General features: G+C 63.7%; 25 protein-coding genes and 1 pseudogene. 22 read left to right on the top strand and 4 right to left on the bottom strand.

The annotated features are described in order from the left end of the window. Positions 1-82: 82 nt before the first annotated feature. From VC352_RS02210 to VC352_RS25260, 6 genes and pseudogenes are all read left to right on the top strand, one after another. Positions 83-2,041 carry an LTA synthase family protein gene (locus VC352_RS02210; RefSeq protein ID WP_322977940.1) on the top strand — a complete coding sequence of 653 codons (1,959 nt, stop codon included), beginning with the start codon at positions 83-85 and terminating at the stop codon, positions 2,039-2,041. A 10-nt stretch (positions 2,042-2,051) separates the two neighbouring features. Further along, positions 2,052-2,777 carry a phosphatase PAP2 family protein gene (locus VC352_RS02205; protein WP_322977939.1) on the top strand — a complete coding sequence of 242 codons (726 nt, stop codon included), beginning with the start codon at positions 2,052-2,054 and terminating at the stop codon, positions 2,775-2,777. Next, a complete protein-coding gene (locus VC352_RS02200) occupies positions 2,774-3,454 on the top strand; it encodes a dual specificity protein phosphatase family protein (RefSeq protein ID WP_322977938.1) in 681 nt (226 codons plus the stop codon). The genes VC352_RS02205 and VC352_RS02200 overlap by 4 nt, the downstream gene beginning before the upstream one ends. A gap of 43 nt (positions 3,455-3,497) precedes the next feature. Next, positions 3,498-3,806, top strand: coding sequence for a hypothetical protein (locus VC352_RS02195; protein WP_322977937.1), 309 nt, complete (start codon positions 3,498-3,500; stop codon positions 3,804-3,806). Between the two features lie 221 nt (positions 3,807-4,027). Then, positions 4,028-4,558 (top strand): annotated as a pseudogene (locus tag VC352_RS25265) (MCP four helix bundle domain-containing protein); the annotation flags it as partial. Positions 4,559-4,603: 45 nt separating this feature from the next. Beyond that, positions 4,604-5,656, top strand: a complete 1,053-nt coding sequence (locus VC352_RS25260) for a methyl-accepting chemotaxis protein (RefSeq protein ID WP_416340068.1) — start codon at positions 4,604-4,606, stop codon at positions 5,654-5,656. Between the two features lie 65 nt (positions 5,657-5,721). On the opposite strand, the gene fabB is transcribed toward VC352_RS25260, so the two are convergent. From fabB to VC352_RS02175, 3 genes are all read right to left on the bottom strand, one after another. Then, on the bottom strand, positions 5,722-6,942 hold the full coding sequence (gene fabB, locus VC352_RS02185) for a beta-ketoacyl-ACP synthase I (protein WP_322977935.1): 1,221 nt from the start codon (positions 6,940-6,942) through the stop codon (positions 5,722-5,724). 11 nt (positions 6,943-6,953) lie between these two features. Beyond that, entirely contained in the window at positions 6,954-7,469 is a 516-nt protein-coding gene (gene fabA, locus VC352_RS02180) for a 3-hydroxyacyl-[acyl-carrier-protein] dehydratase FabA (protein ID WP_322977934.1), read from the bottom strand. 223 nt (positions 7,470-7,692) lie between these two features. Then, positions 7,693-9,579: a response regulator gene (locus VC352_RS02175; RefSeq protein ID WP_322977933.1), complete on the bottom strand. Its 1,887-nt coding sequence runs from the start codon at positions 9,577-9,579 to the stop codon at positions 7,693-7,695. 285 nt (positions 9,580-9,864) lie between these two features. On the opposite strand from VC352_RS02175, the gene VC352_RS02170 reads away from it, so the two are divergent. The 11 genes from VC352_RS02170 (at position 9,865) to VC352_RS02120 (ending at position 19,397) form a co-directional block, all read left to right on the top strand. Beyond that, positions 9,865-10,887: an NAD(P)H-dependent glycerol-3-phosphate dehydrogenase gene (locus VC352_RS02170; protein WP_322977932.1), complete on the top strand. Its 1,023-nt coding sequence runs from the start codon at positions 9,865-9,867 to the stop codon at positions 10,885-10,887. Between the two features lie 12 nt (positions 10,888-10,899). After that, the gene (locus VC352_RS02165; protein ID WP_322977931.1) at positions 10,900-11,247 is read left to right on the top strand and encodes a DUF4389 domain-containing protein; all 348 of its coding nucleotides are present in this window, start codon (positions 10,900-10,902) and stop codon (positions 11,245-11,247) included. Then, positions 11,244-11,702 carry a phosphohistidine phosphatase SixA gene (gene sixA / locus VC352_RS02160; RefSeq protein ID WP_322977930.1) on the top strand — a complete coding sequence of 153 codons (459 nt, stop codon included), beginning with the start codon at positions 11,244-11,246 and terminating at the stop codon, positions 11,700-11,702. The genes VC352_RS02165 and sixA overlap by 4 nt, the downstream gene beginning before the upstream one ends. Before the next feature lie 121 nt (positions 11,703-11,823). Beyond that, entirely contained in the window at positions 11,824-13,491 is a 1,668-nt protein-coding gene (locus tag VC352_RS02155) for an AMP-binding protein (RefSeq protein WP_322977929.1), read from the top strand. Between the two features lie 54 nt (positions 13,492-13,545). Next, positions 13,546-13,989: a hotdog fold thioesterase gene (locus VC352_RS02150; protein ID WP_322977928.1), complete on the top strand. Its 444-nt coding sequence runs from the start codon at positions 13,546-13,548 to the stop codon at positions 13,987-13,989. Between the two features lie 61 nt (positions 13,990-14,050). Next, a complete protein-coding gene (locus tag VC352_RS02145; RefSeq protein ID WP_322977927.1) occupies positions 14,051-14,854 on the top strand; it encodes an AraC family transcriptional regulator in 804 nt (267 codons plus the stop codon). A 43-nt stretch (positions 14,855-14,897) separates the two neighbouring features. After that, complete coding sequence (locus VC352_RS02140) at positions 14,898-15,530, top strand: LysE family translocator (RefSeq protein WP_322977926.1); 633 nt, start codon at positions 14,898-14,900, stop codon at positions 15,528-15,530. A 97-nt stretch (positions 15,531-15,627) separates the two neighbouring features. Continuing rightward, entirely contained in the window at positions 15,628-16,431 is an 804-nt protein-coding gene (locus tag VC352_RS02135; protein WP_322977925.1) for an alpha/beta hydrolase, read from the top strand. Beyond that, a complete protein-coding gene (locus VC352_RS02130) occupies positions 16,428-17,291 on the top strand; it encodes an alpha/beta hydrolase (RefSeq protein WP_322977924.1) in 864 nt (287 codons plus the stop codon). Before VC352_RS02135 ends, VC352_RS02130 begins: the two co-directional genes overlap by 4 nt. 133 nt (positions 17,292-17,424) lie before the next feature. Continuing rightward, positions 17,425-18,234, top strand: a complete 810-nt coding sequence (locus VC352_RS02125; RefSeq protein WP_322977923.1) for a DUF4892 domain-containing protein — start codon at positions 17,425-17,427, stop codon at positions 18,232-18,234. Between the two features lie 77 nt (positions 18,235-18,311). Further along, positions 18,312-19,397, top strand: coding sequence for an AI-2E family transporter (locus VC352_RS02120; protein WP_322977922.1), 1,086 nt, complete (start codon positions 18,312-18,314; stop codon positions 19,395-19,397). 45 nt (positions 19,398-19,442) lie between these two features. Here VC352_RS02120 and VC352_RS02115 read toward each other — a convergent pair whose 3' ends face one another. Next, entirely contained in the window at positions 19,443-20,447 is a 1,005-nt protein-coding gene (locus VC352_RS02115) for a patatin-like phospholipase family protein (RefSeq protein WP_322977921.1), read from the bottom strand. Positions 20,448-20,554: 107 nt separating this feature from the next. Between VC352_RS02115 and selD the strand changes: the two genes are divergently transcribed. The 5 genes from selD (at position 20,555) to VC352_RS02090 (ending at position 25,735) form a co-directional block, all read left to right on the top strand. Then, complete coding sequence (gene selD, locus VC352_RS02110) at positions 20,555-21,589, top strand: selenide, water dikinase SelD (protein ID WP_322977920.1); 1,035 nt, start codon at positions 20,555-20,557, stop codon at positions 21,587-21,589. Continuing rightward, positions 21,589-22,689, top strand: a complete 1,101-nt coding sequence (mnmH, locus tag VC352_RS02105) for a tRNA 2-selenouridine(34) synthase MnmH (RefSeq protein WP_322977919.1) — start codon at positions 21,589-21,591, stop codon at positions 22,687-22,689. Before selD ends, mnmH begins: the two co-directional genes overlap by 1 nt. Positions 22,690-22,766: 77 nt before the next feature. Then, positions 22,767-23,045: a hypothetical protein gene (locus tag VC352_RS02100; protein ID WP_322977918.1), complete on the top strand. Its 279-nt coding sequence runs from the start codon at positions 22,767-22,769 to the stop codon at positions 23,043-23,045. After that, positions 23,045-23,650, top strand: a complete 606-nt coding sequence (locus VC352_RS02095) for a flavin reductase family protein (RefSeq protein WP_322977917.1) — start codon at positions 23,045-23,047, stop codon at positions 23,648-23,650. Before VC352_RS02100 ends, VC352_RS02095 begins: the two co-directional genes overlap by 1 nt. Before the next feature lie 120 nt (positions 23,651-23,770). Next, positions 23,771-25,735 carry a methyl-accepting chemotaxis protein gene (locus VC352_RS02090; protein ID WP_322977916.1) on the top strand — a complete coding sequence of 655 codons (1,965 nt, stop codon included), beginning with the start codon at positions 23,771-23,773 and terminating at the stop codon, positions 25,733-25,735. Positions 25,736-25,753: the final 18 nt, after the last annotated feature.

Here is a 25,753-nt window from a genome sequence, read left to right as displayed (position 1 = left end):
ACGATTTTTTCACACGGCTTTGACGAACGGCTCACGATACGCGGAGCAGACTCCGGCTCGTTCATCCTGAAAGGATCATACGATGCCTCGGCTCCATTACGCGCAACTTCGTTATCTGTCGATCATTCTGCTGGTATGGCTGGCAGTGTTCTTCCTCACCCGCAGTGTGCTGCTGGTCAGTCACCTGGGCGACGCCGGGATCAACCCCGCCAATCTGCTCGGCCTGTATGGCGTCGGCCTGATCTATGACCTGAGCTTCCTGCTCTACGCCGCCGCACCCATGGCGCTTTACCTGCTGCTGTGCCCGGCCTGGCTGTGGCAGCGGCGCTGGCATCAGCGGCTGCTGATCGGCGTGGCCGCCGTCAGCATCTTCGTGATGTTCTTCACTGCGGTGGCCGAGTGGCTGTTCTGGGACGAATTCGGTGTGCGCTTCAACTTCATCGCCGTGGATTACCTGGTGTACTCCAAGGAGGTGGTGGACAACATCCTCGAGTCCTACCCGATCTATCCGCTGCTGGCGTTGTTGGCGGCTCTGGCGATTGGCCTCACGTTCGCCCTGCGGCGCGCCCTACGCACTGCACTGCAGGCGCCGCGTCTGCCATTCAAGCGCGCAGTCGTTGGTGTCGGGATGTTGGCCGGGCTGGTCGGCCTGTGCCTGGTCGTGATCGGTCAGGACACGCCGCGTGGCCTCGGCGGCAATACCTATCAGCGCGAGCTGGCGAGCAATGGGCCGTACCAGTTCTTCGCCGCCTTCCGTAACAACGAGCTGGATTACCAGCAGTTCTACGCCACCCTGCCGGATCAGGACGTTGCCAGCCTGCTGCGCGAAGAAGTTGCCGAGCCCAATGCACGTTTCATCGGCAGTGATCCGGAGGATATCCGCCGGGTGATCGACAACCCGGGCAAGGCCAAGCCGCTCAACGTGGTGCTGGTGACCATCGAAAGCCTCAGTGCCAAGTACCTGGGCAGCTTCGGCGATAGCCGTGGTCTGACGCCGAATCTCGACGAGCTGCGCAAGCACAGCCTGGTATTCACCCACTTCTATGCCACCGGTACCCGCACAGACCGTGGCCTGGAGGCGGTCACCCTGTCCATGCCGCCGACGCCGGGGCGCTCCATCGTCAAGCGCATCGGTCGTGAGGCCGGTTACGCCAGCCTGGGCCAGCAACTGGGCGCCAAGGGCTATGACAGCGTGTTCATCTACGGTGGGCGCGGTTACTTCGACAACATGAACGCCTTCTTCGGCGGCAATGGCTACCGCATCGTTGACCAGAGCAGCGTCGCCGACGCCGATATGAGCTTCCAGAACGCCTGGGGCATGGCCGACGAGGATCTCTATCGCCAGGCGCTCAAGGTGGCCGATGCCGACCATGCCAGTGGCAAGCGTTTCTTCCTGCAACTGATGACCACCTCCAACCATCGTCCCTATACCTATCCGGATGGTCGTATCGACATCAAGTCGGGCGAGGGGCGCGAGGGTGCGGTCAAGTACACCGACTATGCCATCGGCCAGTTCCTCGCCGAGGCGCGCAGCAAGCCCTGGTTCGACGACACCCTGTTCGTCTTCGTCGCCGACCACACCGCCGGCAGCGCCGGGCGTGAAGACTTGCCGGTGGCCAACTATCACATCCCGTTGTTCGTTTACTCGCCGAAGCACGTCAAACCAGCCGAGTACGCCGATGTGGCCAGCCAGATCGATGTGGCGCCCACGCTGATGGGGCTGCTGAATCTGGACTACGTCTCGACCTTCTTCGGCCGCAACGTGCTGCGTGAGGATCATGCACCAGGCCGTGCGCTGCTGGGCAACTACCAGTATCTGGGGCTGTTCGACGGCCAGGATCTGGCGATTCTCAGCCCACGCCAGGGCATGCGCCGCCACGAGGATGCCCTGGGGCGCAGCCGTGAGACCCGCGTAGGCCATGACGATCCGCTGATGCGCCGCGACATCGCCTACTACCAGGGCGCCAGTCATGCCTTCAAGAAGCGCCTGATTGCCTGGCACCCAGACGATCAGCCAGATCAACGCATGAGCCAGCGCTGAGGAGCCGAGCATGACGTCGCGTTACTTCAACTTCACCCTGGCGCTGAGCATTCCGCTGGCGCTGATGGCCCTGTTGCTGCTGATCGACCCCAGCCCCCTGGACTTCGCCCTGGAGCGCCTTTTCTACCAGCCGGGCGACGGGTTCATCGGTCGCCACAGCTTCTGGCTGGAGGACATCCTGCATGATCGCGCCAAGCAGGCGGTCATCGTCGTGGGTGTACTGGCCATCGCCGGTTTCCTCCTCAGCCTGTTGCCGACACGGCTGCGCCAATGGCGTCGACCTCTGGGTTATCTGGTGCTGGCGCTGGGGCTCTCCACCTCGGTGGTCACCCCGCTGAAGACACTGACTGGCATGCATTGCCCCTGGAGCCTGACCGAGTTCGGTGGCCACGAGCAGTTCACGCCATTGCTGGCCGAACGCGCACCCACGGCCAATCCGGGGCGTTGCTGGCCGGGTGGCCATGCCTCCGCCGGGTTCTCGCTGATCGCACTGTTTTTCGTCCTGCGTGACCGCAAGCCACGCGCGGCCCGAGCCGCACTGATGTTCGCGCTCGGCCTGGGCGCAGTGTTTTCGCTGGGGCGCATGGCGCAGGGCGCGCACTTTCTTTCACACAACCTGTGGACGCTGCTGATCGACTGGGTCATCTGCCTGGTGACCTACCGCCTGGTCCTGTATCGAGCACCGGCCGTACAGGTTCAGCACACGCAACTGGCCTGGGGAGGGCAGGGACAATGAAAGGTTTGCTGCAGATGTTACGCCTGGCTATCGCCGCTGCTGTATTCCTGGGTGCCCTGTTGGCGCTGCCCCTGAGCATGGCCTGGGGCGCCAGCAATTCCAGCGCACCTGCAGTGGCGGTACGCGCTGCCGGCTGGGCGCAGCCCCTGGACAAGCGCATCAACCTCTACCGCATGGCGCCCGGTCTGTATCGCAGCGCCTTGCCCAAGGCACAGGACTGGCCGCAGCTGGAGCAACTCGGCGTTACCACGGTGATCAACTTCTACCAGAAGAGTGACGAGCAGTGGCTGCGTGATCCACGTGTCCGCCAGATTCAGTTGCCGCTGCGAACCGATCGTATCGACGATGCCGATGTGATCGAGGTGATGCGCAGCATTCGCCAAGCGCAGGCTCAGGGCCCGGTGCTGATCCATTGCAAGCATGGGCAGAACCGTACCGGCCTGATCGCTGCGATGTATCGCATCATCTATCAGGACTGGAGCAAGGAGCAGGCGCTGGCAGAGATGGCCGGCGGTGGCTTCGGTGGTGAAGATCGTATGGGCGATGCCGAACGCTACATTCGCGATGCCGATGTCGGCGCCTTGCGTACGGCGCTGGAAAGTGGCGCCTGCAGCACCAGCCCCTGGGCGCTGTGCCAGCTCAAGACCGCGCTCGCCGACTGGATTGGGGGCGCCTGATATGACAGCGTGCCAGCGGATGCTGCTGGGCGGATTGCTGGTTATGCTCGCCGCCTGCCAGAGCCTGCGCGAAAGCATGCTGGCTGCCGACTATCCGCCAGCCTTCGTCGATGGTTTCGAGGCGGGCTGCCAGAGTGGGCGGGCAGCCGCCGGCCCGCTGGGAGGGTACACCAAGGCAGTCGGCCGCTATCAGGCCGAGCCGCTGTACACCCAAGGGTGGGACGATGGCTTTCGGCAGTGCGAGCAGAGCCAGCAGCGTGACGACTGGCATGTCAGCAGCGAGCAGGACTGGCGTGATCGTGAGTGGCGTCATCACGTCGATCAGGCGATGGCCAAGGCTCTTAGCCGCTGAGCCCAGCGCTACGCAGAGTCCTGCAGGCTGCAAACCGGCTGGCGATTGGCTAGCCAGTTTTCGTACCCACGTCCAAATTCCCTATATCTGAACTACGCTGCTGGTTGAGGTCAGCTGTCGTGCCGAATCGCTGCGCACGTGACCATTCGTGAACTCAAGCTTAGGCGCGCCGAGAGCCCCGCTTCGTTCGGGGCGGCGCACAACTGGAACAGGTGAATCGAATGTCGCTGCGCAATATGTCCATTGCTCCCCGTGCAGGCCTGGGGTTCGGTCTGGTGGCGTTGTTGGTTTTGCTGATGGGCATATGGATGCTCGTCACCTTGAAGCACATCAACGAGCAGTCACAGCAGGTGGAGGACAACTGGGTGCCCAGCATTGTGGCGCTGAATGATCTGTCGCAGACGGTGCTGCGGGTTCGTGCGCTGACCTTGCGGGTGTTGGTTGACCGCGACGTGACCAAGTCTGTACCAACCCTCAAGCGGTCTGATGAGCTGTTGGCGCATGCCAAGGCTATGCAGGGCACTTACGAGGCGTTGATTTCTTCTGCCGAGGAGCGACAGATATTCGAGCAGTTTCAGGTGGCCGAGAACGACTATCTGACCGAGCGTGCCGAAGTGCTGCGTCTGGCCCAGAGCGGTGATTTCGCCGCTGCTGTCGCCCGCTTCGAGGAGGGGACGCTCAATCGCCATGCCGATGCACTGGCCGTATCCCTGGGCGCGCTGGCAAAGTTGAATGATGAGGGCGTCAATGCGGCGACCGAGTCCATCTCGAGTGCCAATAGCGAGGCCCGCTATGGTGTGTTCGTTGCCATTGCCTTGGCGCTCGGTATTACCGTGGTATTGGCCATTGTACTGACCCGCAGCATCGTCGCCCCGCTCGGTGAGGCCGTCCAGGCCGCCGAGTCCGTCGCGGCGGGCGATCTGACACAGGCGATCCAGGCGGCCGGCAAGGACGAGCCGGCGCGCCTGCTGGCGGCACTAAAGGCAATGCAAGGCAGCCTGCGTGGGACGATCCAGAGCATCGCCGACTCGTCCAACCAGTTGGCTTCGGCGTCCGAAGAGCTGCATGCCGTCACCGAGGATGCCACCCGTGGGCTGCACCAGCAAAACACCGAAATCGAACAGGCTGCCACGGCGGTCAATCAGATGACGGCGGCGGTGGAGGAGGTGGCGCGCAACGCCGTCAGCACCTCGGAGGCCTCGCGAGAATCCAATACCACCGCGCAGCGCGGGCGTCAGCAGGTTCGGCAGACGGTCGACTCCATCGGTCAACTGGCGGCTGATGTGACCGAAACCTCGGCCGAGGTGGAGCAGTTGGCGCAGCGCGTACACGAGATCAGCAAGGTACTGGATGTGATTCGTGCCATCGCCGAACAGACCAACCTGCTGGCGCTCAACGCCGCCATCGAGGCCGCCCGTGCCGGCGAGGCCGGGCGTGGCTTTGCCGTGGTGGCCGACGAAGTGCGTGCGTTGGCGCACCGTACCCAACAGTCCACGCGGGAGATCGAGCAGATGATCGGTGGCATCCAGAACGGCACGGAGCGCGCTGTCAGTGCCATGCAGAGCAGCAACGGTCGTGCCCGTTCGACACTGGAGGTGGCCCAGGCCGCGGGTGTGGCGCTGGAGCAGATCACTCAGGCTATCTCTTCGATCAACGAGCGCAACCTGGTGATCGCCAGCGCTTCCGAGGAACAGGCACAGGTGGCGCGCGAGGTGGATCGCAATCTGGTGAATATTCGCGATCTGTCGTTGCAGACTTCGGCGGGTGCAAACCAGACCAGTGCCGCGAGTCAGGAACTGTCGCGCCTGGCAGTGGATCTCAACGGCCTGGTGGCGCGCTTCAAGGTCTGAAGCGCAGTACAGCAAATGAAAACGGCGCCCGTGGGCGCCGTTTTTCTTGCTGCAGTACCGCTAGATCACTTGCCAGCCCAGCGCTTGAGCACCAGGGTGGCGTTGGTGCCGCCGAAACCGAAGCTGTTGCTCATCACGGTATCGACCTTGGCGTTCTCTTCGGTCTTGCGCACGATCGGCATATCGGCCACTTCCGGGTCGAGTTCGTCGATGTTGGCCGAACCGGCGATGAAGTTGTTTTCCATCATCAGCAGGCAGTAGATCGCTTCCTGCACGCCAGCAGCGCCCAGGCTGTGACCGGAGAGGCTCTTGGTGGCGCTGATCTTCGGTGCCTTGCCTGCGAACACTTCACGCACGCCACGAATTTCCGCAACGTCACCGACCGGCGTGGAGGTGCCGTGGGTGTTGAGGTAGTCGATCGGGGTGTCGACGGTGGACAGCGCCTGCTGCATGCAGCGCACTGCGCCTTCGCCACTGGGGGCGACCATGTCATAGCCGTCGCTGGTGGCACCGTAGCCGACGATTTCGGCGTAGATCTTCGCGCCACGAGCCAGAGCGTGCTCCAGCTCTTCGACCACGACCATGCCACCGCCACCGGCGATGACGAAACCGTCACGCTTGGCGTCGTAGGCGCGCGAGGCTTTTTCCGGAGTCTCGTTGTACTGGGTGGAGAGGGCGCCCATGGCGTCGAACAGGCAGCTCTGGCTCCAATGTTCTTCCTCACCACCGCCAGCGAAGACGATATCCTGCTTGCCCAGCTGGATCTGCTCCATGGCCTGGCCGATGCAGTGTGCGCTGGTGGCGCAGGCCGAGGAGATGGAGAAGTTCACGCCCTTGATCTGGAACGGCGTGGCCAGGCAGGCGGAAACGGTGCTGCCCATGGTGCGGGTGACGCGGTATGGGCCGATGCGCTTGACGCCTTTCTCGCGCAGGGTGTCCAGGGCTTCCATCTGGTTGAAGGTGGAGGCGCCGCCGGAGCCTGCGATCAGGCCGGTACGCGGGTTGGACACCTGCTCCGGGGTCAGACCGGAGTCCTTGATCGCCTGTTCCATGGACAGGTAGGCGAAGGCAGCGGCATCACCCATGAAGCGCATGATCTTGCGGTCGATCAGCTCTTCCAGGTTCAGATTCACGGAACCGGAAACATGGCTGCGCAGGCCCATTTCGGCGTAGGACGGGTTGAAGCGAATACCCGATTTACCTTCGCGCAGGCTGCTGGTCACGGTTGCTTTGTCACTGCCCAGGCAGGAAACGATGCCCAGACCGGTAATCACGACACGACGCATGTGCAAGTCCTTCAGAAACTGTCGGTGGAAGTGAAGAGGCCGACACGCAGGCCTTCAGCGCTGTAGATTTCACGGCCGTCTACGCTGACGTTACCGTCGGCGATGCCGAGGATCAGCGAGCGGCTGATGGTGCGCTTGATATGAATGTTGTAGGTGACCTTCTTGGCGGTCGGCAGAACCTGACCGAAGAATTTGACCTCGCCCGAACCCAGGGCACGGCCACGGCCGGGGTTGCCCTGCCAGCCGAGGTAGAAGCCAACCAGCTGCCACATGGCATCGAGGCCCAGGCAGCCCGGCATCACCGGGTCGCCCTCGAAGTGGCAGCCGAAGAACCACAGATCCGGATTGATGTCGAGCTCAGCGACGATTTCGCCCTTGCCGTACTTGCCGCCGGTCTCACTGATATGAACGATGCGATCGATCATCAGCATGTTCGGGGCGGGCAGTTGCGCGTTCCCCGGACCGAAGAGTTCGCCGCGGCTGCAGGCGAGCAGATCTTCCCGGGAATAGGCGTTTGGTTTTGTCATGCGAGCTCCTCAATTGTCCCCATGCTTCAAGGCTGGGCGAATCGTCCTGGCCGGCGGTAACGCAGGGTGTATGCCGGCAGCCTAGTCATAGACTGTTGCGTTGTGGTGAAAGTCACAGTGCTGTGAGTACAGTTGTACTCCGCTGTTTCTCGCTTGTCACAAATGTGCCGCCACAGGTTGTAACCGTACAGCCTTGCACAGGTGTCGGCGAGTGCCAATTGGCCTATGGTCGGGGGGCCAGCCAGCGCTGTAGCAGACGCTGCAGATCCGTGCGTTTGAAGGGTTTGGCCAGGTAATCGTTCATCCCGGCTTCCAGACAGCTCTCCCGATCTCCCTGCAGCGCGTTGGCGGTCAGGGCAATGATGGGCAGTTGCGTGCCTTGTGGCAGTTGGCGAATCCGCCGCGTGGCCTCGTAGCCGTCCATCAGCGGCAAGCGGCAGTCCATCAGGATCGCCGCATAGTCGAACTGCCCGACCTGCTGCACGGCCTGCTGGCCATCGCCCACCAGCGTGACCTGATACCCCAGGCTGCGCAGCATGGCTTCGATCACCGTCTGGTTGACCGGATTGTCTTCCACCAGCAGCACGTGCTGGCCGTCGCCACTTGTCAGGTTCTGACCTTCGGCGTTCGGCTGGCGTTCCATCTCCGTGCGAAATGGCAGGGGGATTTCCAGGGTGAACACCGAGCCACTGCCGACTTCGCTCTGCGCACTGAGGGTGCCGCCCATGCGCTCGGCGAGGGTGCGGGCGATCGGCAGGCCCAGGCCGGTACCGCCGTAGCGGCGGGAGATCGAGTTGTCGGCCTGGGCAAAGGCGTCGAACATGCGCGCCAGGTGCTCAGCACCGATGCCGATGCCGCTGTCGCGCACGGTGCAGGTGAACCAGAGCACCTGATCGTCCAGCGGCTGCCAGTGGCTTTCCACCGAGATTCCGCCTTCCTCGGTAAACTTCAGTGCGTTGCCGATCAGGTTGACCAGGATTTGCCGAATACGCGTCGGATCGCCGCTGACCTCCAGGCGTTCCAGGCCCGGCTGATGCTCCTGCGAAAGCGTCAGGCCGCGTTGCTGGGCGCTGTGCTGGAAGACCTGAACCGACCCCTGCATGAGCTCCAGCAGGTTGAACGGGATGCTCTCCAGCTCCAGCGCGCCGCGCTCGATGCGAGAAAAATCGAGGATGTCGTTGATCACCTTGAGCAGGTGCTCGGTGGATTCGGCTGCAAGCGCGGCGTACTCGGCCTGTTCGTCGTTGAGCGGAGTGGTTTCCAGCAGTTGCAGCATGCCCAGCACGCCGTTCATCGGCGTGCGCAGCTCATGGCTCATCATCGCCAGAAAATCGGACTTGGCGCGGTTGGCATGCTCGGACTCTTCACGGGCCTGAATCAGCGCGGTGATGGCCTGCTGCTGTTCGCGGCCGCCGCGATCCAGAGCGCTGGCCAGGTTATTGATATGGCGGGCGAGGTCGGTCAGTTCGTCATTGCCTGACTCACGCAGCGGTTGGCTGTAATCGCCGTTCTGGATGCGCTCCAGCGCCTGGCCCATGGCGCTGAGGGGCTGGGCCAGGCGCCGGGCCAGACGCCGGGCAAGCAGGAAGGTGAGCAGCAGGGCGAACAGCGAAAGCACGCCCGCCTTGAGCAATATCTCCTGCTGGCGGGCGTTGAAGGTGTCGTTGGACATCGCCACCACCACACGCCCCAGATAACCGTCGCCAAGCATCTTGTCGCGCGGTGCGTCGGGTTGCAGGCGCTGCAGGCGGATCGGCGCCTGGAAGACCTCGACGTGTGGCGTGGCCTGGCCCTGCACCTTGGGGCGCTCCACGTAAACCAGGATCTCGTCGTCCCGGTCACGCACTTCGGCGAAGCGCACATCCGGCGTATCCAGCGTCGCCAGCAGCAGCCGGTCGAGTGCTTCGCGGTTGTCGTTGAGCACCGCCTGTTCGGTCGCGGGGGCCAGTTGGTTGGCGATCAACTGCCCGGTGTGGTTGAGCTCCTGGCGCAGATCCTGAAGGCGGGTGAAGGTCAGAAAACCGGTCAGCAGCAGTGTCAGCAGCAAGGCTGGGCCGACGCTGATCAGTTGAGTGCGGGTGTGAATGTTCCAGCCACGACGCTGAGTCATGAGCGGGTATTCCTGGCGCGAGGAGCGGGGCGCGAAGAGGCGAGCGCGAGGAGAGGGGGCTGGGCACTACCGGTGGGCACGGTTCCGTCCTTGGCGAAAAACGTCGAGCCGGCATGGTAACCGACCCGTATGGCTTTGCCAGCGTCCTCTGCGTATGAGCGGCGCTATTTCGCGTTTCTGGCCGTTTGCCCGGACCATGCACTGAACTTTTGCCCTGGCTGGTGACTCTCGGCTCCGTATAATGCCTGCAGAACGCCAGCCAGACTGGCCCCATTCGGAAGTTTTATGACTGAATCACTCCCTATCGCCGTATTGGGTGGCGGCAGCTTCGGTACCGCCCTGGCCAACCTGCTGGCAGAGAATGGCCAACGTGTTCTGCAATGGATGCGCGACCCCGAGCAGGCCGAGCAGATGCGCATCAATGGCGAGAATCCGCGTTACCTCAAGGGCGTGAAGTTGCACCCAGGCATCGAGCCGACCAGCGACCTGCCAATGGCGCTGGAGCAGGCCGAACTGGTGCTGGTCGCGTTGCCTTCCAGCGCGTTGCGCGCTGCACTGCAGCCGGTGGCTGAACGTCTGGCCGGCAAGATGCTGATCAGTACGACCAAGGGCATTGAGGCCAAGACCTTCAAGCTGATGAGTCAGATTCTCGAGGAAATCGCGCCGGGCGCCCGCATCGGTGTGCTCTCCGGGCCGAACCTGGCCAAGGAAGTGGCCGATCACGCGCTCACCGCCACGGTCATCGCCAGTGAAGACGAAGCGCTTTGCCTGCGCGTGCAGGAAGCCCTGCATGGCCGTACCTTCCGTGTTTATGCCAGTGCTGATCGCTTCGGTGTGGAGCTGGGCGGCGCGCTGAAGAACGTCTACGCCATCATGTCGGGGATGGCGGCCGCATTGGGCATGGGCGAAAACACCAAGAGCATGCTGATCACCCGGGCACTGGCAGAGATGACGCGCTTCGCGGTCAAACTCGGCGCCAACCCCATGACTTTCCTGGGCCTGGCCGGGGTCGGCGATCTGATCGTCACCTGTTCGTCACCCAAGAGCCGCAACTATCAGGTGGGCTTCGCCCTGGGCGAGGGGCTCAGCCTCGAAGAGGCGGTCGAGCGTCTGGGCGAGGTCGCCGAGGGGGTCAATACCCTGCGTGTGCTCAAGGCGCGCGCGGAAGAACTCGAGGTCTACATGCCGCTGGTCGCCGGCCTGCACGCCATTCTTTTCGAAGGGCGCACCCTGGCTCAGGTGATCGAGTTGCTGATGACGGGCGAGCCGAAAACCGATGTCGATTTCATCCCTACCGCGGGTTTCTAAGGAGAGCACGATATGAACGACGAAAAACGGGATCTGGAGCGCGAGTCGATCCTGCTGCGCATGCTGTGGATGGTGATTTTCGTCATCGTCTGGCAACTGGCCGAACTGGTGCTCGGCGCCGTGGTGCTGCTGCAACTGGGGTATCGTCTGTTCTACGGCGCGCCGAACGCCGGGCTGATGGGGTTTGGCGATAGCCTGAGCCAGTACCTGGCGCAGATCGGTCGTTTCGGCACCTTCAATACCGATGAGAAACCCTGGCCGTTCGCCGATTGGCCGGCGCCGCGTGCGCCCGAAGGCGAAGTTGCGCACAGCATACCGCCCGCACCCCATCCGGTTCGCGACGAGGAGCCGAAGCTGTGACGCTCTGGCTGCTGCGCCACGGCCAAGCCGAGGCGCATGCTGCCAGCGATGCTCAGCGCGAGCTGACCGATTTCGGGCGTCAGGAAGTGCTGCAAAGCGCCGCCCATCTGGCCGGGCAAGCGCTCGCGGCGATCATCGCCAGCCCCTATGTGCGTGCCCAGCAGACGGCCCAGCTGGTGCGCCAGCAGCTTGGTTTCCAGCGGGCGATCATCACTGCGCCCTGGTTGACGCCCAGTGGCGATGTGCGTGAGGTGGTTCGTCAGCTCGATGCCTATGAAGGGCAGGATGTGTTGCTGGTCAGCCATCAGCCGCTGATCGGTGAGCTGGGTGGTTGGCTGGTACACGGGCATCGCCAGCAACCTTTGCCCATGCATACGGCCAGCCTGGCGCAACTGCAGGGCGAGCTGGTCGCGGCGGGCTCCCTGCAGCTGTTGGCGTTGCTGCATCCCCACTGAGCTTCGACACGTTTATTGGCATCGATACATTTCTTAACTTGCGCCTCCTTTGTCTGCGTGGAATAGTCAACCAAGCAAGTGCTTGGTTGATCCTTACAAAAACAACAAAGGAGGAAGGCCTGTGGCAGAAGCGATCCGTTTGCCGCTTGAGCTGTTCTACGAGCGTGAAGCAAGACACCCGAACAACCGTTACATGGTTCAGCCCTTGTCGGGTGGCCAACTGCTGGAACTGAGCTGGGCGGAGGTCGGCGAGCAGGCACGCCGCGCCGCACACTGGTTGCGCAGTCGTGAACTGCCGCCGAGCAGCCGAATCGCCATCGTTTCCAAGAACTGCGCCCACTGGATCATCGCCGATCTGGCGATCTGGATGGCCGGGCATGTCTCCGTTCCGCTTTATCCCAATCTCACCGCCGATTCCGTGCGCCAGGTGCTCGAACATTCGGAAGCGGCGCTGGCGTTCATCGGCAAGCTCGATGACTGGCCAGCGATGGCGCCCGGGGTGCCGGAAGGTCTGGCGACCATCAGCCTGCCATTGCATCCCGTGGGGAATTTCGACTACAGCTGGGACGACCTGCAGCGCAGCTCGCCGATTCAGGACGACCCGAAACCGGCGCCCAGCCAACTGGCCACCATCATCTACACCTCGGGTACCACCGGTACGCCCAAGGGTGTGATGCACAGCTTTGCCAACTTCGGCTTCGCCGCCAGCAATGCAACCAAATTGTTTGGGGTGAACGAAAGCGACCGGGTGATTTCCTACCTGCCGCTGTGCCACGTGGCCGAACGCATGTTCGTCGAGCTGGCGTCGCTCTATGCGGGGCAGACGGTGTTCTTCGCCGAAAGCCTGGACACCTTCCTCCAGGATCTCAAGCGTGCACGCCCGACGGTGATGTTCGGCGTGCCACGGATCTGGACGAAGTTTCAGATGGGCGTGTACAGCAAGATGCCGGCGCAGAAGCTCGACCGCCTGCTCAGGCTGCCGATCATCGGCCGCATCATCGGGCGCAAGGTGCTTGCCGGGCTGGGCCTCGATGCCATCCGCTACGCGCTGTCTGGCGCGGCGCCGGTGCCCGAGGCACTGCTCAACTGGTATCGCCGCCTGGGCATGGATATCCAGGAGGTCTACGGCATGACTGAAAACTGTGGCTATTCCCATGTCTGCCGCCCGGGGCGCTTCAAACTGGGCTGGATCGGCCAGAACAATCCGGGCGTGGAGGTGCGCATCGCCGAGGATGGCGAGGTGCAGGTGCGCAGTGGCGCGACCATGCAGGGCTACTACAAGGATCCGATGAAAACCGCAGAAACGCTCACCGAGGATGGTTTTCTGCGTACCGGCGACAAGGGCGAGCAGGATGCCGACGGCAATCTGCGCCTGACCGGCCGGCTCAAGGAGATCTTCAAGACCAGCAAGGGCAAGTACGTGGCGCCTGCGCCCATCGAGATTCGTCTCGGCGAGCATCCGCGCATCGAGCAGGTGTGCGTGGTCGGTGATGGCTTGCCACAGCCCATCGCGCTTTGCGTGCTGTCGGATGTCGGACGGCAGGAGGCTGCCAATGACGGCCGTGGCGATCTGGAGAGCAGCCTGCGTAGCCTGGTCGAAGAGGTCAACGGGCGTCTCGACCAGCACGAGCGCTTGCAGGGGCTGGTACTGGTCAGCGAGGTCTGGGGGGTGGAAAACGGATTCCTCACGCCGACCCTGAAGATCAAGCGTGCGGTCATCGAGAACACCTACGGCGAGCGTTTCGGCGAATGGCAGCAGCGTAGCGAAGTGGTGCTCTGGCACGATTGACCATCAGCCACGGGCCGGCACATGCCGGCTCGCATCCCATACGAGGACGACTGGATGACACTCTGGAAACGCCTGCCCGATATCGAGGCGCTCAACGCGACGCTGAAGAGCACCATTGGCGAGGTACTCGATATTCGCTTCGAGTCCTTCGACGATGATTCGATCAGTGCCAGCATGGCGGTCGATGCGCGCACTCATCAGCCCTATGGTTTGCTGCATGGGGGCGCCTCGGTGGTGCTCGCCGAAACCCTGGGTTCCACCGCCAGCTACCTGTGCATCGATACCAGCCGTTTCTACTGCGTGGGACTGGAAGTCAATGCCAACCACCTGCGCGGACTGCGCAGCGGGCGCGTACATGCGGTCGCGCGCCCAGTCCACCTGGGGCGCAGCACGCATGTCTGGGACATTCGCCTGACCGGAGACGACGGCAAGCCCAGCTGTATTTCCCGTCTGACCATGGCCATCGTGCCGCTCAGTGAGCAGCCGCCACGCGGTTGAGGCGTTACGTCCTGCAATTTCATCCAAGATTTGCCCGTGGCTTGCCGGTAGATTAGGCGCCATGGAACAGATCACTCACATCCAGAGCAGTTTGCCCGGCGTTCGCTTGATCGACGCCGCGTACCACCGCTTCGCCTTTCCCCGTCATTTCCACCTGGAATACCACGTGGGCATGCTGGTTCAGGGGCAGCATCGCTACGTCTATGGCGGCGAACGCCGTCACGTCGGGGCAGGGGACGTGTTGCTGATGGCGCCAGAGGGCATTCATGACGGCGCCTGTCTGGATGGCTCGGGCTATCGCATCCGGGTCATGGCATTCGATCCGCACTGGCTCGAGCAGGCCAGTCGCACCCTCAGCGAGGGGCGCCAGGGCGCTCCCCGGCTGACCACCACCAGCCTGCGCCATCCGATCCTGCAGCAGCGGTTGCAGCATTTCCATGCGGCCATGTTCGAAGGCTCGGCGCTGGCGCAGGAGAGTGCATTGTGGCAAGCCCTGGCGCAGTTGCTGGAGATGGGTTCGACGTTGCGCATCCAGGATCCGCAGCGTGCCTTCGACAACCCGACCTGGCAGCGTCTGCGTGAGTGGTTGGAGACGCGCCTGGACGATCCGCCCTCGCTGGAAGAACTCGCCGCATTCTGTGCGATGAGCCCCTGGCAGGCGCTGCGCCGCTTTCGCCAGCACACCGGTTTGCCACCGCACCAGTGGTTGACCCAATTGCGTCTGCAACGCGCCTTGCCCCTGGTGCTGGCGGGTAAGCCCCTGAGCGAGATCGCCTTGCGCCTGGGCTTCTACGATCAGGCTCACTTCTCGCGGCTGTTCCGCCGTACCTACGGGCTGCCGCCGGCGCGCCTGCGCCAGGGCTGATACCCGAAAAGTCTCACCCCCTTCCTTCACCTGGAGAACAACCATGCAGGAGACATCCGTCTTGCTGTCGCTCGCTGCCGTCTTCGCGGTCGCCCTAATCAGCCCTGGCCCGGATGTGGCCCTGGTTGTACGCACCGCCCTGCACCAGGGACGTCGCGCTGGGTTGCTCAGCGCCCTGGGCCTGGCCTGCGGGATTCTCCTGCACGGCACGCTTGTCTTGAGCGGCGTGGCCTTGTTGCTCAGTCGCACCGAATGGCTGTTCGATCTGCTGCAGGTTGCCGGTGCCCTGTATCTGGGCTGGCTGGGTATCGGCGCGGTACGCGCCTGGTGGCAGGGCGGGGCAGGGAGCCTGCGCCTGGATAGCGAACTGGCGTCTTCGGCATTCGGCCCCTGGCTGCGCGGTGTATTGACCAACCTGGGCAATCCCAAGGCGCTGGTGTTCTTCCTGGCACTGCTGACCAGCCTGGTGCCGGCTGACATGTCACTGCCGGGCAAGTTTGCCTGTGCCGCGCTACTGTTCAGTCTCAGCCTGTTCTGGTTCAGCCTGCTCGGCATGACCCTGAGCCGCCCGCTGATGCGTCAACGCTTGCTGCAGGTGGCGCCTGTCGTCGATGTCATCTGCGGATTGGTATTCCTCCTGGTGGCCGCGAGTATCTTCGGTCGGCTGCTGCTATAGACCTGGCCATTGCGCCATTATCGATGGCGGTTACGGTCATTGCCGCTGTGGCGAGGCTGCTGGAGAATCGGCGGGTGTCTTTCAGTAGGAATCGCGCATGTCGCAGCCGATCTTTTTCGCCCATGCCAACGGCTTCCCCTCGGCCACCTACGGCAAGCTGTTCGCCGCGCTGGCGCCGGATTATCGGGTCTTGCACCTCGATCAGCATGGGCACGACCCGGCGTTCCCGGTGGATGACAACTGGGGCAATCTGGTCGAGGAGTTGTTGCACCATCTGTGTCTTGGCGGTGAGCCGGTGTGGGGTGTTGGCCACTCGCTGGGTGGGGTGTTGCATTATCACGCCGCACTGCGCTGCCCCGAGCTGTATCGGGGCGTGGTGATGCTCGACTCGCCCGTGCTGACCCTGGCTGATCGTATGGTCATTCGCGCCGCCAAGCGCTTCGGCTTCATCGACCGTATCACGCCAGCAGGACGCACCCTTGGGCGGCGCGAGGCCTTCGCCGATCTGGCCGAGGCGCGAGATTATTTTGCCGGCAAAGCGCTGTTTCGCCGTTTCGATCCCGACTGCCTGGACGCCTATGTGCAGCATGGTCTCAAACCGGCGGAGCGGGGCCTGCGCCTGCGTTTCGATGCCGCAACCGAAATCAGCATTTACCGCAGTGTGCCCCATGTCGCCCCGGGCAAGCCGCGGCAGCTGGCCGTGCCGTTGGCCATGGTGCGTGGGCGCCATAGCCGGGTGGTGCTGCCGCATCATGCACGCTCGCTGCGCTACATGCCGCGGGCGGAATATCACCAGTTGCCAGGCGGGCACATGTTCCCGCTGGAGCGGCCGCAGGACACTGCAGCGCTGCTGCGACAGCTATTCGGGCGCTGGGACGCGGCGCGGGAGGTTTCGGCATGACCGCTCAAGTGGAAGAAGTACGGCTGAGTTTGCCGCATATCGAGTTGGCCGCTCATCTCTACGGCCCCGAGGATGGCAGGCCGGTGATCGCCCTGCATGGCTGGCTGGACAACGCCGCGAGCTTTGCGCGACTGGCGCCCCTGCTGCGCGGGGTGCGTATCGTTGCCCTAGATTTCGCCGGGCATGGCCATTCCGATCATCGCGCGCCGGGCTCGGACTATGCCCTATGGGCCTATGCCCATGACGTGCTGACCGTCGCCGAGCAGTTCGGCTGGCAGCGCTTCTCCCTGCTTGGTCACTCCATGGGCGCGATTACCGCTGTGCTGCTGGCCGGCGCGATGCCCGAGCGGGTCGAACGACTGGCGCTGATCGATGGGCTCATGCCCTACACCAGCGAAGCAGACCAGGCGCCGGCCAAGCTGGGTGAGGCGCTGCGGGCCAAGCTGGCGCTCGCGGCCAAGCGCAAGCCGGTCTACAGCGAAATGGAGCGCGCGGTGAAGGCGCGCATGAAGGGCGTCGGCGCGGTCAGCCATGAAGCGGCGCAGTTACTGGCCGCGCGCGGGTTGATGCCGGTGCCGGGCGGTTATACCTGGCGCACCGATGCGCGCCTGACCTTGCCGTCGCCGCTGCGCTTGAGCAAGGCCCAGGCACTGGCCTTTGTGCAGGCATTAGAGTGCCCAGTCAGTCTGGTGCTAGCTGAGCAGGGCATGTTGCAGGCGCAGCCGGGGCTCACGCCATTGCTGGAGAGCTTGCCGTTCGCGATTCATCGCCTGCCGGGCGGGCACCATCTGCACCTGGATGACGAGGCGGGCGCGCAGCGTGTAGCGGATTGTTTCAATCCATTCCTGGGCTCGCCTTGACTTGCCAGCGCCCCTGGGGAAAGGTGTGGCGGTCTGCCATGGAGGATTGCATGATCGCCCCGTTCCCCCGCGCTATCTCTTGCGCTCGTCGCGCCTCGAGCTCCTCGCTCCATTGCCTGCCGATGTCAGCCCGATGAGGGGGTGTCTGGGCGGGTGTGTGATTGCCGTTGCGCTGACGAGTGGTGCATTCGCCGCCGATCTGCCGGGGAGTCACGATCTGGAGATTCTGCCGCGCTTCCCGGCGAGCAATATCGTCGCTTTTCAGGAAGCTCCCGATGTCGAGCGCATTTACCCGCAGGGCGCCATTCGCCGCATCAGCGGGCGCTTGCGTTATGAGCGTGAGGTGCTGGCGGAAGGGCGCTTCCAGGCCGTGACCTACGAGCTGCCGGCTACCCACAGCGCCGACCAGGTGTTCACCCAGGCCCGCCAGACTTTGCATGCCGCGGGAGCCGAGCTGTTGTACTGGTGCCAGGGACGCGATTGTGGCGCGAGCAGCCTGTGGGCCAATTCGGTGTTCGGCAATGCCACGCTTTACGGCTCGGACAATCAGCAGGCTTACGCCTTGCTGCGTCTGGCCGAGCCACAACACGATACTCTGGTGGCGCTGTACAGCATCACTCGCGGCAATCGCCGGGCGTACCTGCATGCCGAGCAGCTCGATGCCAGCACGCCGCTCGGACAGGTTCTGCCGACGCCTTCCACCTTGCTGCGCCAATTGCGCGCGGACGGCCAGCTGCAGCTGTCGGCCGATGCCGAGCCGAACGCCGAGTGGAGTGAGTTGCTGGGGCGCACGCTCAATCTCGACAGCACACTGCGGGTCAGCCTGTCAGGGGCGCGCGCCGAGGCCTGGCGCGAGGCGTTGATCGCTCAGCGGGTGCGGGAAGCCCGTTTGGAGCTGGGTGACGCCGGTGAGGGTGTGTTGCTGATCCGGTTGTTGCGCTGAGGTCGACAACTTCGCTACAAGCATTGTCCAGAGCGCCCATCTCGGGCGCTCTGTCGTTAACGAGGAGTTGCGCAGCCATGGCCACCAATGATCGGCTGCTGGTACAGATTCTGTTGCTGGGGCTGCTGGCCGCCAGTTTGTGGGTGTTGGCACCGTTCTGGTCGGCACTGTTCTGGGCCGCGTTGCTGGCGTTTGCCAGTTGGCCGCTGATGCGCTGGCTGAGCCTGCGCCTCGGTGGGCGCCTGTCGCTGGCGGCCGGCATTCTGACTGCCTGCTGGGTGGTGCTGGTAGCTGTGCCCCTGGTCTGGCTCGGCTTCAATCTGGCCGATCACATCAAGGATGCCAATGCGCTGGTCAAGGATCTTCAGGTCGATGGCCTGCCGCCGCCCCCGACCTGGCTCGCCGGTTTGCCGTTGGTGGGGGATCGCCTGATTGAGCTGTGGCGCACCATCGATCAACAAGGTGCGGCCTTCCTCGATACGCTGCGGCCTTATCTGGGGCAGGTGGGCAACTGGCTGCTGGCGCGCAGTGCCAGGATCGGTGGCGGCATGGTCGAGCTGGCCCTGAGCCTGGTGCTGGTGTTCTTCTTCTACCGCGACGGCCCGCGCCTGGCGGTGTTCGTGCACAGCTTGCTGGAACGCTTGATCGGCGGTCGCGCCGATCACTATCTGGAACTGGTTGCCGGTACGGTGCAGCGCGTGGTCAATGGGGTGATCGGTACCGCGGCGGCTCAGGCGCTGCTGGCCTATGTCGGTTTCCTCATTGCCGGTGTGCCCGGGGCCCTGGTGCTGGGCCTGCTGACCTTTGGCTTCAGCCTGATCATGATTCCGCCGCTGATCTGGGGGCCTGCCGTGGCCTGGCTGGTGTGGCAGGGTGAGATCGGCATGGCGATCTTCCTCGGCATCTGGGGCTTCTTCGTCATCAGCGGGGTGGACAACATCCTCAAGCCCTACCTGATCAGCCGTGGCGGCAACCTGCCGCTGGTGGTGGTGTTGCTTGGAGTGTTTGGCGGCATCCTGGCGTTCGGCTTCATGGGCCTGTTCCTTGGGCCAACGCTGCTGGCCGTGGCCTACAGTCTGCTCACCGATTGGGTGGCGGACAGGGCGCCGCCTGCCGAAGCGGTGCTCGACAAGCCGCTGCCTGGCGAGGAGTCGCGCGGCTGATTCAGCCATTGTCCGGCGGGGTTTACCCCGCCCTACGGGAGCGATCTAGCGGCGTTCGTGCTCGTACTTGTCCAGGGTGTCACGGGCGATCTGTCGGCCCAGCATGATCAGCTCCGGCGCCTTGTAGAACTCGAAGAAGCGGCAGACGCGCTTGGGGACATTGATCAGAATGTCCGGCGGGTAGCCAGCGATCTTGTATTGGGCCAGCGACGTCTGCATGACTTCGAAGCTCTGGTTGACCAGTTCCAGCAGAGAGGCGGGCCCACTGAACTCGGCTACATGCGAGCCGCTGGCGGATTTGGGCACCGCCTCGCCCTTGCTGCTGGGAGAGGCTGCCGGGCTGATGGCGTCGGCGCGCTGCTGCTCGTCGGCCAGCAGCAGGGCGTCATCCTCGCTCTTGCGGCGAAAGCTCGGTAGGCGCGAGCCCAGGCTGCTCATCAACTGATCGATGCGGCCCTTCAGCGCTGCCGGTCGCTCGATGACCGGCAACTGGTAATGGTTCTGATTGGTGGCGTTGAGGTTCACCGCGACGATCAGGTCGCAGTGACTGGAGACCACCGGCACGATCGGCAGCGGATTGAGCAGGCCGCCATCGACCAGCATGCGCTTGCCCTGGATGACCGGCGTGAACAGGCTGGGGATCGCCGCTGAGGCACGCATGGCCTGGTGCAGGCATCCCTCCTGGAACCAGATTTCCTGCTGGTTGGTGAGGTCGGTGGCCACCGCCGTGAAGGGGATGGGCAACTGCTCGATGTCGATGTCGCCGACGATCTCGTGAATGCGCCCGAATACCCGCTCACCGCGGATGGCGCCAAGGCGGAAGCTGACGTCGAGCAGGCGCAGCACGTCCAGATAATCCAGGCTTTCCGTCCATTCGCGGTACTCGTCGAGCTTGCCGGCGGCGAAAATTCCGCCCACCACCGCGCCCATCGAGCAGCCGGCAATGCAGCCGATCTCGTAGCCGCGCGCCTGCAATTCCTCGATCACGCCGATATGGGCGTAGCCGCGGGCGCCACCGGAGCCCAGCACCAATGCCACTTTCTTGCTCATATCCATTATTCCCCCAGATTCTGCGCAGACCTTACCTGTCGTGATGCGATGCGCCAAGGCGGCTTTTGCTAGAATCCGCGGCCAATCGTCCCAGCCGGAGCAAGCCCATGAGCGAGCCGATTCGTTTGACCCAGTACAGCCACGGCGCCGGCTGTGGCTGCAAGATTTCGCCCAAGGTGCTGGAAGTGATCCTCGCGGGCAGCGGCGCGCAGAACCTCGACCCGCGTCTGTGGGTCGGCAACGCCTCGCGTGACGACGCCGCTGTCTATGCCATCGACGGCGAACGCGGCGTGGTTTCGACCACCGATTTCTTCATGCCGATCGTCGATGACCCTTTCGATTTTGGGCGTATCGCCGCGACCAACGCCATCAGCGATATCTACGCCATGGGCGGTGATCCGCTGATGGCCATTGCCATTCTCGGCTGGCCGGTCAACGTGCTGGCCCCGGAAGTGGCGCGCGACGTGATCCGTGGTGGCCGCTCGGTGTGCGACGAGGCCGGTATACCGCTGGCTGGTGGTCATTCCATCGACGCCCCCGAGCCTATCTTCGGCCTGGCCGTGACTGGTCTGGTGGAAAAACGCCACATGAAACGCAACGACACGGCCACGGTGGGCTGCAAGCTGTACCTGACCAAGCCGCTGGGCATCGGCATCCTCACCACCGCCGAGAAGAAGGCCAAGCTGCGCGCCGAGGATATCGGCCTGGCACGTGACTGGATGTGCACCCTGAACAAGCCCGGCAGCCGCTTCGGCAAGCTCGAAGGGGTGCGCGCAATGACCGATGTCACCGGCTTCGGCCTGCTTGGCCATCTGGTCGAGATGGCCGATGGCAGTGGCCTCAGCGCACGCATCGAGTTCGCCCGCGTGCCGCGCCTGGCCAGCGTTGAATACTATCTGGAGCAGGGTTGCGTGCCGGGCGGCACGCTGCGCAACTTCGACAGCTATGGCGAGCGCATCGCGCCGCTGCCCGAGCTGGCCAAGCTGCTGCTGTGCGATCCGCAGACCAGTGGCGGCTTGCTGATCGCGGTCACGCCCGACGGCGAGGCCGAGTTCCTGGCGGTGGCTCGTGAACTGGGGCTGGATTTGTCGCCCATCGGCGAGCTGGTCGAGCGACAGCGTTACGCGGTCGAGGTGCAGTGATGCGCGACAACTGCACCGACTACCGCGACCTGTTCCTGCACGACCGGCCGATGATGGATACCCGTGCGCCGATCGAATTCATCAAAGGCGCCTTTCCGGGCGTGCTCAACCTGCCACTGATGACCGATATCGAGCGGCAGAAGGTCGGTACCTGTTACAAACAGCAGGGCCAACAGGCGGCCATCGAGCTTGGCCATCAACTGGTCAGTGGCCGTAGCAAGGCCGAGCGCATCGAGGCCTGGGCCAGCTTCGCCAAGGCACACCCTGATGGCTATTTGTACTGCTTCCGTGGCGGCTTGCGCTCGCAGATCGTCCAGCAGTGGCTCAAGAGCGAGGCCGGCATCGACTATCCGCGTGTGGTGGGTGGCTACAAGGCCATGCGTAACTTCCTGCTCGCCACCACCGAGCAGGCGGTGCAGGAATGCGCCTTCGTGTTGGTGGGTGGCATGACCGGCACCGGCAAGACCGAGGTGATCAGCCAGCTCGACAATGCCCTGGATCTGGAAGGGCATGCCAACCATCGCGGCTCCAGCTTCGGCAAACGCGCCAGCGCCCAGCCGGCGCAGATCGACTTCGAGAATGCCCTGGCTATCGACCTGCTCAAGCGCCGCGCTTCAGGCCAGCAGCAGTTCGTGCTGGAAGACGAAGCCCGCTTGATTGGGCGTTGCTCGTTGCCCTTGCCGCTGTATCAGGGGATGCAGCACTACCCGCTGGTGTGGCTGGAAGACAGCGTGGAGAACCGCGTTACGCGCATCCTGCAGGCCTATGTGGTCGATTTGTGCGCCGAGTTCGTCGCGCTGGAGGGCGCCGAAGCGGGGTTCGCGACCTTCGCCGCGCGGTTGCGCGAAAGCCTGGCCAATATCACCCGGCGGCTGGGCGGTGAGCGTTATCAGCGCCTCGCCGCGATCATGGATCAGGCGCTGGCGGAGCAGGCGTGCGATGGTCAGGTCGATACTCATCGCGGTTGGATCGAAGCTTTGCTAGTTGAGTACTACGATCCTATGTACGTGTTCCAGCGTGAGAGCAAGGCGGGGCGCATCGAGTTCGCCGGCGAGCAGCAGGCTGTGGTGCAATACCTGCGTGAGCGAAACGGCAGGTGAGCCGGGCACTTTCGCCGGTGCGTAGCGTCATAGAGTGGTCCAAATCCGTAGTCATGTCCGTTCGAGGAGTGTGGTCGATGAAACACTGGATCTGTTTGTCGCTGTTGGCGGTCGTACTGACCGGCTGTGCCGGCAAGACCGTTTACCGTGATACCTGTGCCAACCAGCTCGATGCAGCCTGGAAGGAGCTGAGCATCGCCGAAGCCGAAGGCTTCGCCGGTACGGTGAGCTACTCCAAGGCCCTGTCGCTGCTGACCGCCGCCAAGACGCAGCAGCAGTTCGAAGCCTACGAAGGTTGCACCAGCAAGGCCGAGCGTGCGCGTTTCTATATCCGCGAATCGCGAGCGGGGCGTTGATGAGGCTCGATTTCAACACGCTGACCCCGCTGGAAGCCTATCGCTGGCTGGCTTCCAGCGTCACGCCGAGGCCAATCGCTTGGGTCTCGACGCGCTCGCCCGAGGGCGTGGCCAATCTGGCACCGTTCAGTTTCTTCCAGGTCATCAGCGATAACCCGCCGACCCTGCTGATCAACGTCAACACCCGTGACGATGGCAGCCTCAAGGACAGCCTGCGCAATGCCCAGGCCAGCGGCGAGCTGGTGGTGCAGCTGGTCAGTCATGCCCAGGCCGAGGCGATGAATGCCAGCGCTGCCGTACTGCCGCCCGAGGTCAGCGAGTTCGCTCATTGTGCGATCGCCAGCCTGCCGTGCGAGCGCGTGCAGGTGCCGAGGGTAGTGGGCGCGCCCGTTGCCTTCGAGTGCCGGGTGGCGCAGATCCAGCCATACCCGGCCGAGCGTCCCACCTGTCACCTGATCTTCGCCGAAGTGCTGCTGGCGCATATCGACGACGCCGTGCTCAACGAACAGGGCCGGCTCGATCCGCTCAAGCTCGATCTGGTCGGACGCCTCGGGGGTAGCGCTTACTGCCGTACCCGCGAACTGTTCCATCTGCAGCGGCCCTGACGGCTGATCCATCGAAAAACGACCTCTATTTAGCTAATCATGCCAATCATTGATCTGCTGGCTTGTCGCTAGTAGGTCTAGACTCCTATGGTCAGCGTTTGGCAGTCCGGGGGGAAGGCGATGGCAAGGTCGTTTAGCAGTCGCGTGGCCAGTCTGAGCACGGTCACCAAACTCATGTTGGGTTTCGCGCTGGTGCTGGTGCTCACTGCATTGGTGGCACTGACCGGGCTTCTGGCCTTGCGCGAGGTGAACGCTGGTGCACAGCGCCTGGAGCGCATGAGTGCCCTGAGCGATCAGGTGCTGCGTATGCGCGCCACCGAGCAGGGTTTTGCCGCCAGTGGAGACAAAAAGCATGCCGAGCACCTCGAACAGCAGGCCGAAGCTATCGTGCAAAGCAGTGAGGCGCTGCGTTCCGAGCTGGATGCCGCCAGTGCCGATGCCCTGGCTCAGCTCGAGCCCTTGCTGACGCAGTATCGCGAGGCCTTCAAGCACTACGTGGAGCAGACCGACGGCATGCAGCTATCGCTGGATGCAGCCGATTGGCTGGTGGTCAGCGCCTCGAACAGCCTGGATCTGCTGCAGGAAGGTTTGACCGAAGACGGCGTCGACCTGCTCAAGTCGAGCCAGGGCCAGCAGGGCGATGTCTCGGTGCAGCAGGCGGTGCAGGTCGGCAAGATCCATCAGTTGTTATTGCAGGCACTGGGGCAGGCGCGCCAGCGTCTGGAGGCCAGTCGCCGGGGGACTGAGGTCGCTGACGAGCCAATTGCCGAGGCTGTCGAGGCGCAGAAGCTCGCCGCCAGCTTGCGCGATGCGCTGGACGATCCAGGCTATGCAGCCGTGCTCGGCGAAGTGGTGGTCAACGTTGACTCGTTCAATGATCGCCTGAAGGAATATTCCGGCCTGCTGCAGCAGCAGAAGCAGGTCTATCGACAAATGGTGGAGCATGCCGAGGCCATGCTCAGCCAGCTCGAACGTGCGCAGAACGTGCAGCGCGAGGTCATGCATGGCGAGCAGAACACCAGCAGTGGCCTGATTCTGCTGGTGGCGGCACTGGCGCTGTTGCTCGGCCTTTGTGCGGCACTGCTGATCAGCAAGCTGATCGTGCGGCCATTGCGGCAGGTGATCACCCAGGCCGAACGTATCGCCGCCGGTGATCTGAGCGTTCAACTGGAGGTATCGCGCAGCGACGAGGTGGGTCAACTGCTCGCGGCGATGCAGGTCATGGCGAGCAACCTGCGTGACATGGTCGGTCGCCTGCAGGGCGGGGTCGAGCGCATTTCCGCTTCGGCCGAGGCGCTGTCCGGCATTACCGAGCAGACGCGGCAAGGGGTGAATGGGCAGAAGGCGGAAACCGATCAGGTGGCCACCGCCATGAGCCAGATGGCAGCCACCGTGCACGAGGTGGCGCGTAACGCCGAGGTGGCAGCGGTGGCTACGCGCAATGCCGAGGCGCGTGTCGGCACCGGCAGCCAGGTCGTAGGGCAGACGCTGCAGCGCGTCGACCAGTTGGCCAGTGCCATGGACGCCACGACCCAGAGCATCGCCCGCCTGAGTCAGGATGCACAGCGCATCGATGCGGTGCTCGATGTGATCAAGAGTGTTGCCGAGCAGACCAACCTGCTGGCGCTCAATGCGGCCATCGAGGCGGCGCGGGCAGGGGAGCAGGGGCGTGGCTTTGCGGTGGTCGCCGATGAAGTTCGGGCCCTGGCGCGACGCACCCAGCAATCCACCGCCGAGATCGAGACGCTGATCGCCACGCTACGCGAAGGCACGCAGCGCGCCGTGCAGGACATGCAGCAGAGCGCCAGCCTGGTGACTCATGCGGTGACCGACGCCAATCAGACCGAGAGTGCGCTGGCGGCAATTTCAGAGGCCGTGACGCAGATCTTCGAGATGAACCAGCAGATCGCCGCCGCAGCCGAACAGCAGACAGCCGTGGCCGAGGAGATCAACCGCAGCGTCACCTCGATTCGCGACATCGCCGACCAGTCGGCCTTGGCCATGGACGAGACGGCCGATGCCAGTACGCAATTGGCTGAACTGGGCCGTGAACTGCAGGGCATGGCTGGGCAATTCAGGCTCTGAGCCTGCTTGTGTGGCATC

Origin of the sequence: Pseudomonas sp. C11 (assembly GCF_034683865.1) — a bacterium.
Taxonomy (GTDB): domain Bacteria; phylum Pseudomonadota; class Gammaproteobacteria; order Pseudomonadales; family Pseudomonadaceae; genus Aquipseudomonas.
The sequence above is the reverse complement of the archived record's forward strand: the minus strand, read 5'-3'. Positions and strand labels throughout refer to the sequence as shown.

Excerpts from the sequence above, each read along its gene's own strand:
- VC352_RS02100 (WP_322977918.1), top strand. The coding sequence starts at position 22,767 with ATGAAACACTGGATCTGTTTGTCGCTGTTGGCGGTCGTACTGACCGGC.
- VC352_RS02090 (WP_322977916.1), top strand. The coding sequence starts at position 23,771 with ATGGCAAGGTCGTTTAGCAGTCGCGTGGCCAGTCTGAGCACGGTCACC.
- VC352_RS02195 (WP_322977937.1), top strand. The coding sequence starts at position 3,498 with ATGCTCGCCGCCTGCCAGAGCCTGCGCGAAAGCATGCTGGCTGCCGAC.
- VC352_RS02130 (WP_322977924.1), top strand. The coding sequence starts at position 16,428 with ATGACCGCTCAAGTGGAAGAAGTACGGCTGAGTTTGCCGCATATCGAG.
- VC352_RS02200 (WP_322977938.1), top strand. The coding sequence starts at position 2,774 with ATGAAAGGTTTGCTGCAGATGTTACGCCTGGCTATCGCCGCTGCTGTA.
- VC352_RS02205 (WP_322977939.1), top strand. The coding sequence starts at position 2,052 with ATGACGTCGCGTTACTTCAACTTCACCCTGGCGCTGAGCATTCCGCTG.
- VC352_RS02135 (WP_322977925.1), top strand. The coding sequence starts at position 15,628 with ATGTCGCAGCCGATCTTTTTCGCCCATGCCAACGGCTTCCCCTCGGCC.
- VC352_RS02095 (WP_322977917.1), top strand. The coding sequence starts at position 23,045 with ATGAGGCTCGATTTCAACACGCTGACCCCGCTGGAAGCCTATCGCTGG.
- VC352_RS02150 (WP_322977928.1), top strand. The coding sequence starts at position 13,546 with ATGACACTCTGGAAACGCCTGCCCGATATCGAGGCGCTCAACGCGACG.
- VC352_RS02140 (WP_322977926.1), top strand. The coding sequence starts at position 14,898 with ATGCAGGAGACATCCGTCTTGCTGTCGCTCGCTGCCGTCTTCGCGGTC.
- fabA (WP_322977934.1), bottom strand. The coding sequence starts at position 7,469 with ATGACAAAACCAAACGCCTATTCCCGGGAAGATCTGCTCGCCTGCAGC.
- VC352_RS02175 (WP_322977933.1), bottom strand. The coding sequence starts at position 9,579 with ATGACTCAGCGTCGTGGCTGGAACATTCACACCCGCACTCAACTGATC.
- VC352_RS02115 (WP_322977921.1), bottom strand. The coding sequence starts at position 20,447 with ATGAGCAAGAAAGTGGCATTGGTGCTGGGCTCCGGTGGCGCCCGCGGC.
- fabB (WP_322977935.1), bottom strand. The coding sequence starts at position 6,942 with ATGCGTCGTGTCGTGATTACCGGTCTGGGCATCGTTTCCTGCCTGGGC.
- VC352_RS02210 (WP_322977940.1), top strand. The coding sequence starts at position 83 with ATGCCTCGGCTCCATTACGCGCAACTTCGTTATCTGTCGATCATTCTG.
- selD (WP_322977920.1), top strand. The coding sequence starts at position 20,555 with ATGAGCGAGCCGATTCGTTTGACCCAGTACAGCCACGGCGCCGGCTGT.
- VC352_RS02145 (WP_322977927.1), top strand. The coding sequence starts at position 14,051 with ATGGAACAGATCACTCACATCCAGAGCAGTTTGCCCGGCGTTCGCTTG.
- VC352_RS02120 (WP_322977922.1), top strand. The coding sequence starts at position 18,312 with ATGGCCACCAATGATCGGCTGCTGGTACAGATTCTGTTGCTGGGGCTG.
- VC352_RS02165 (WP_322977931.1), top strand. The coding sequence starts at position 10,900 with ATGAACGACGAAAAACGGGATCTGGAGCGCGAGTCGATCCTGCTGCGC.
- VC352_RS02125 (WP_322977923.1), top strand. The coding sequence starts at position 17,425 with ATGAGGGGGTGTCTGGGCGGGTGTGTGATTGCCGTTGCGCTGACGAGT.
- VC352_RS02170 (WP_322977932.1), top strand. The coding sequence starts at position 9,865 with ATGACTGAATCACTCCCTATCGCCGTATTGGGTGGCGGCAGCTTCGGT.
- mnmH (WP_322977919.1), top strand. The coding sequence starts at position 21,589 with ATGCGCGACAACTGCACCGACTACCGCGACCTGTTCCTGCACGACCGG.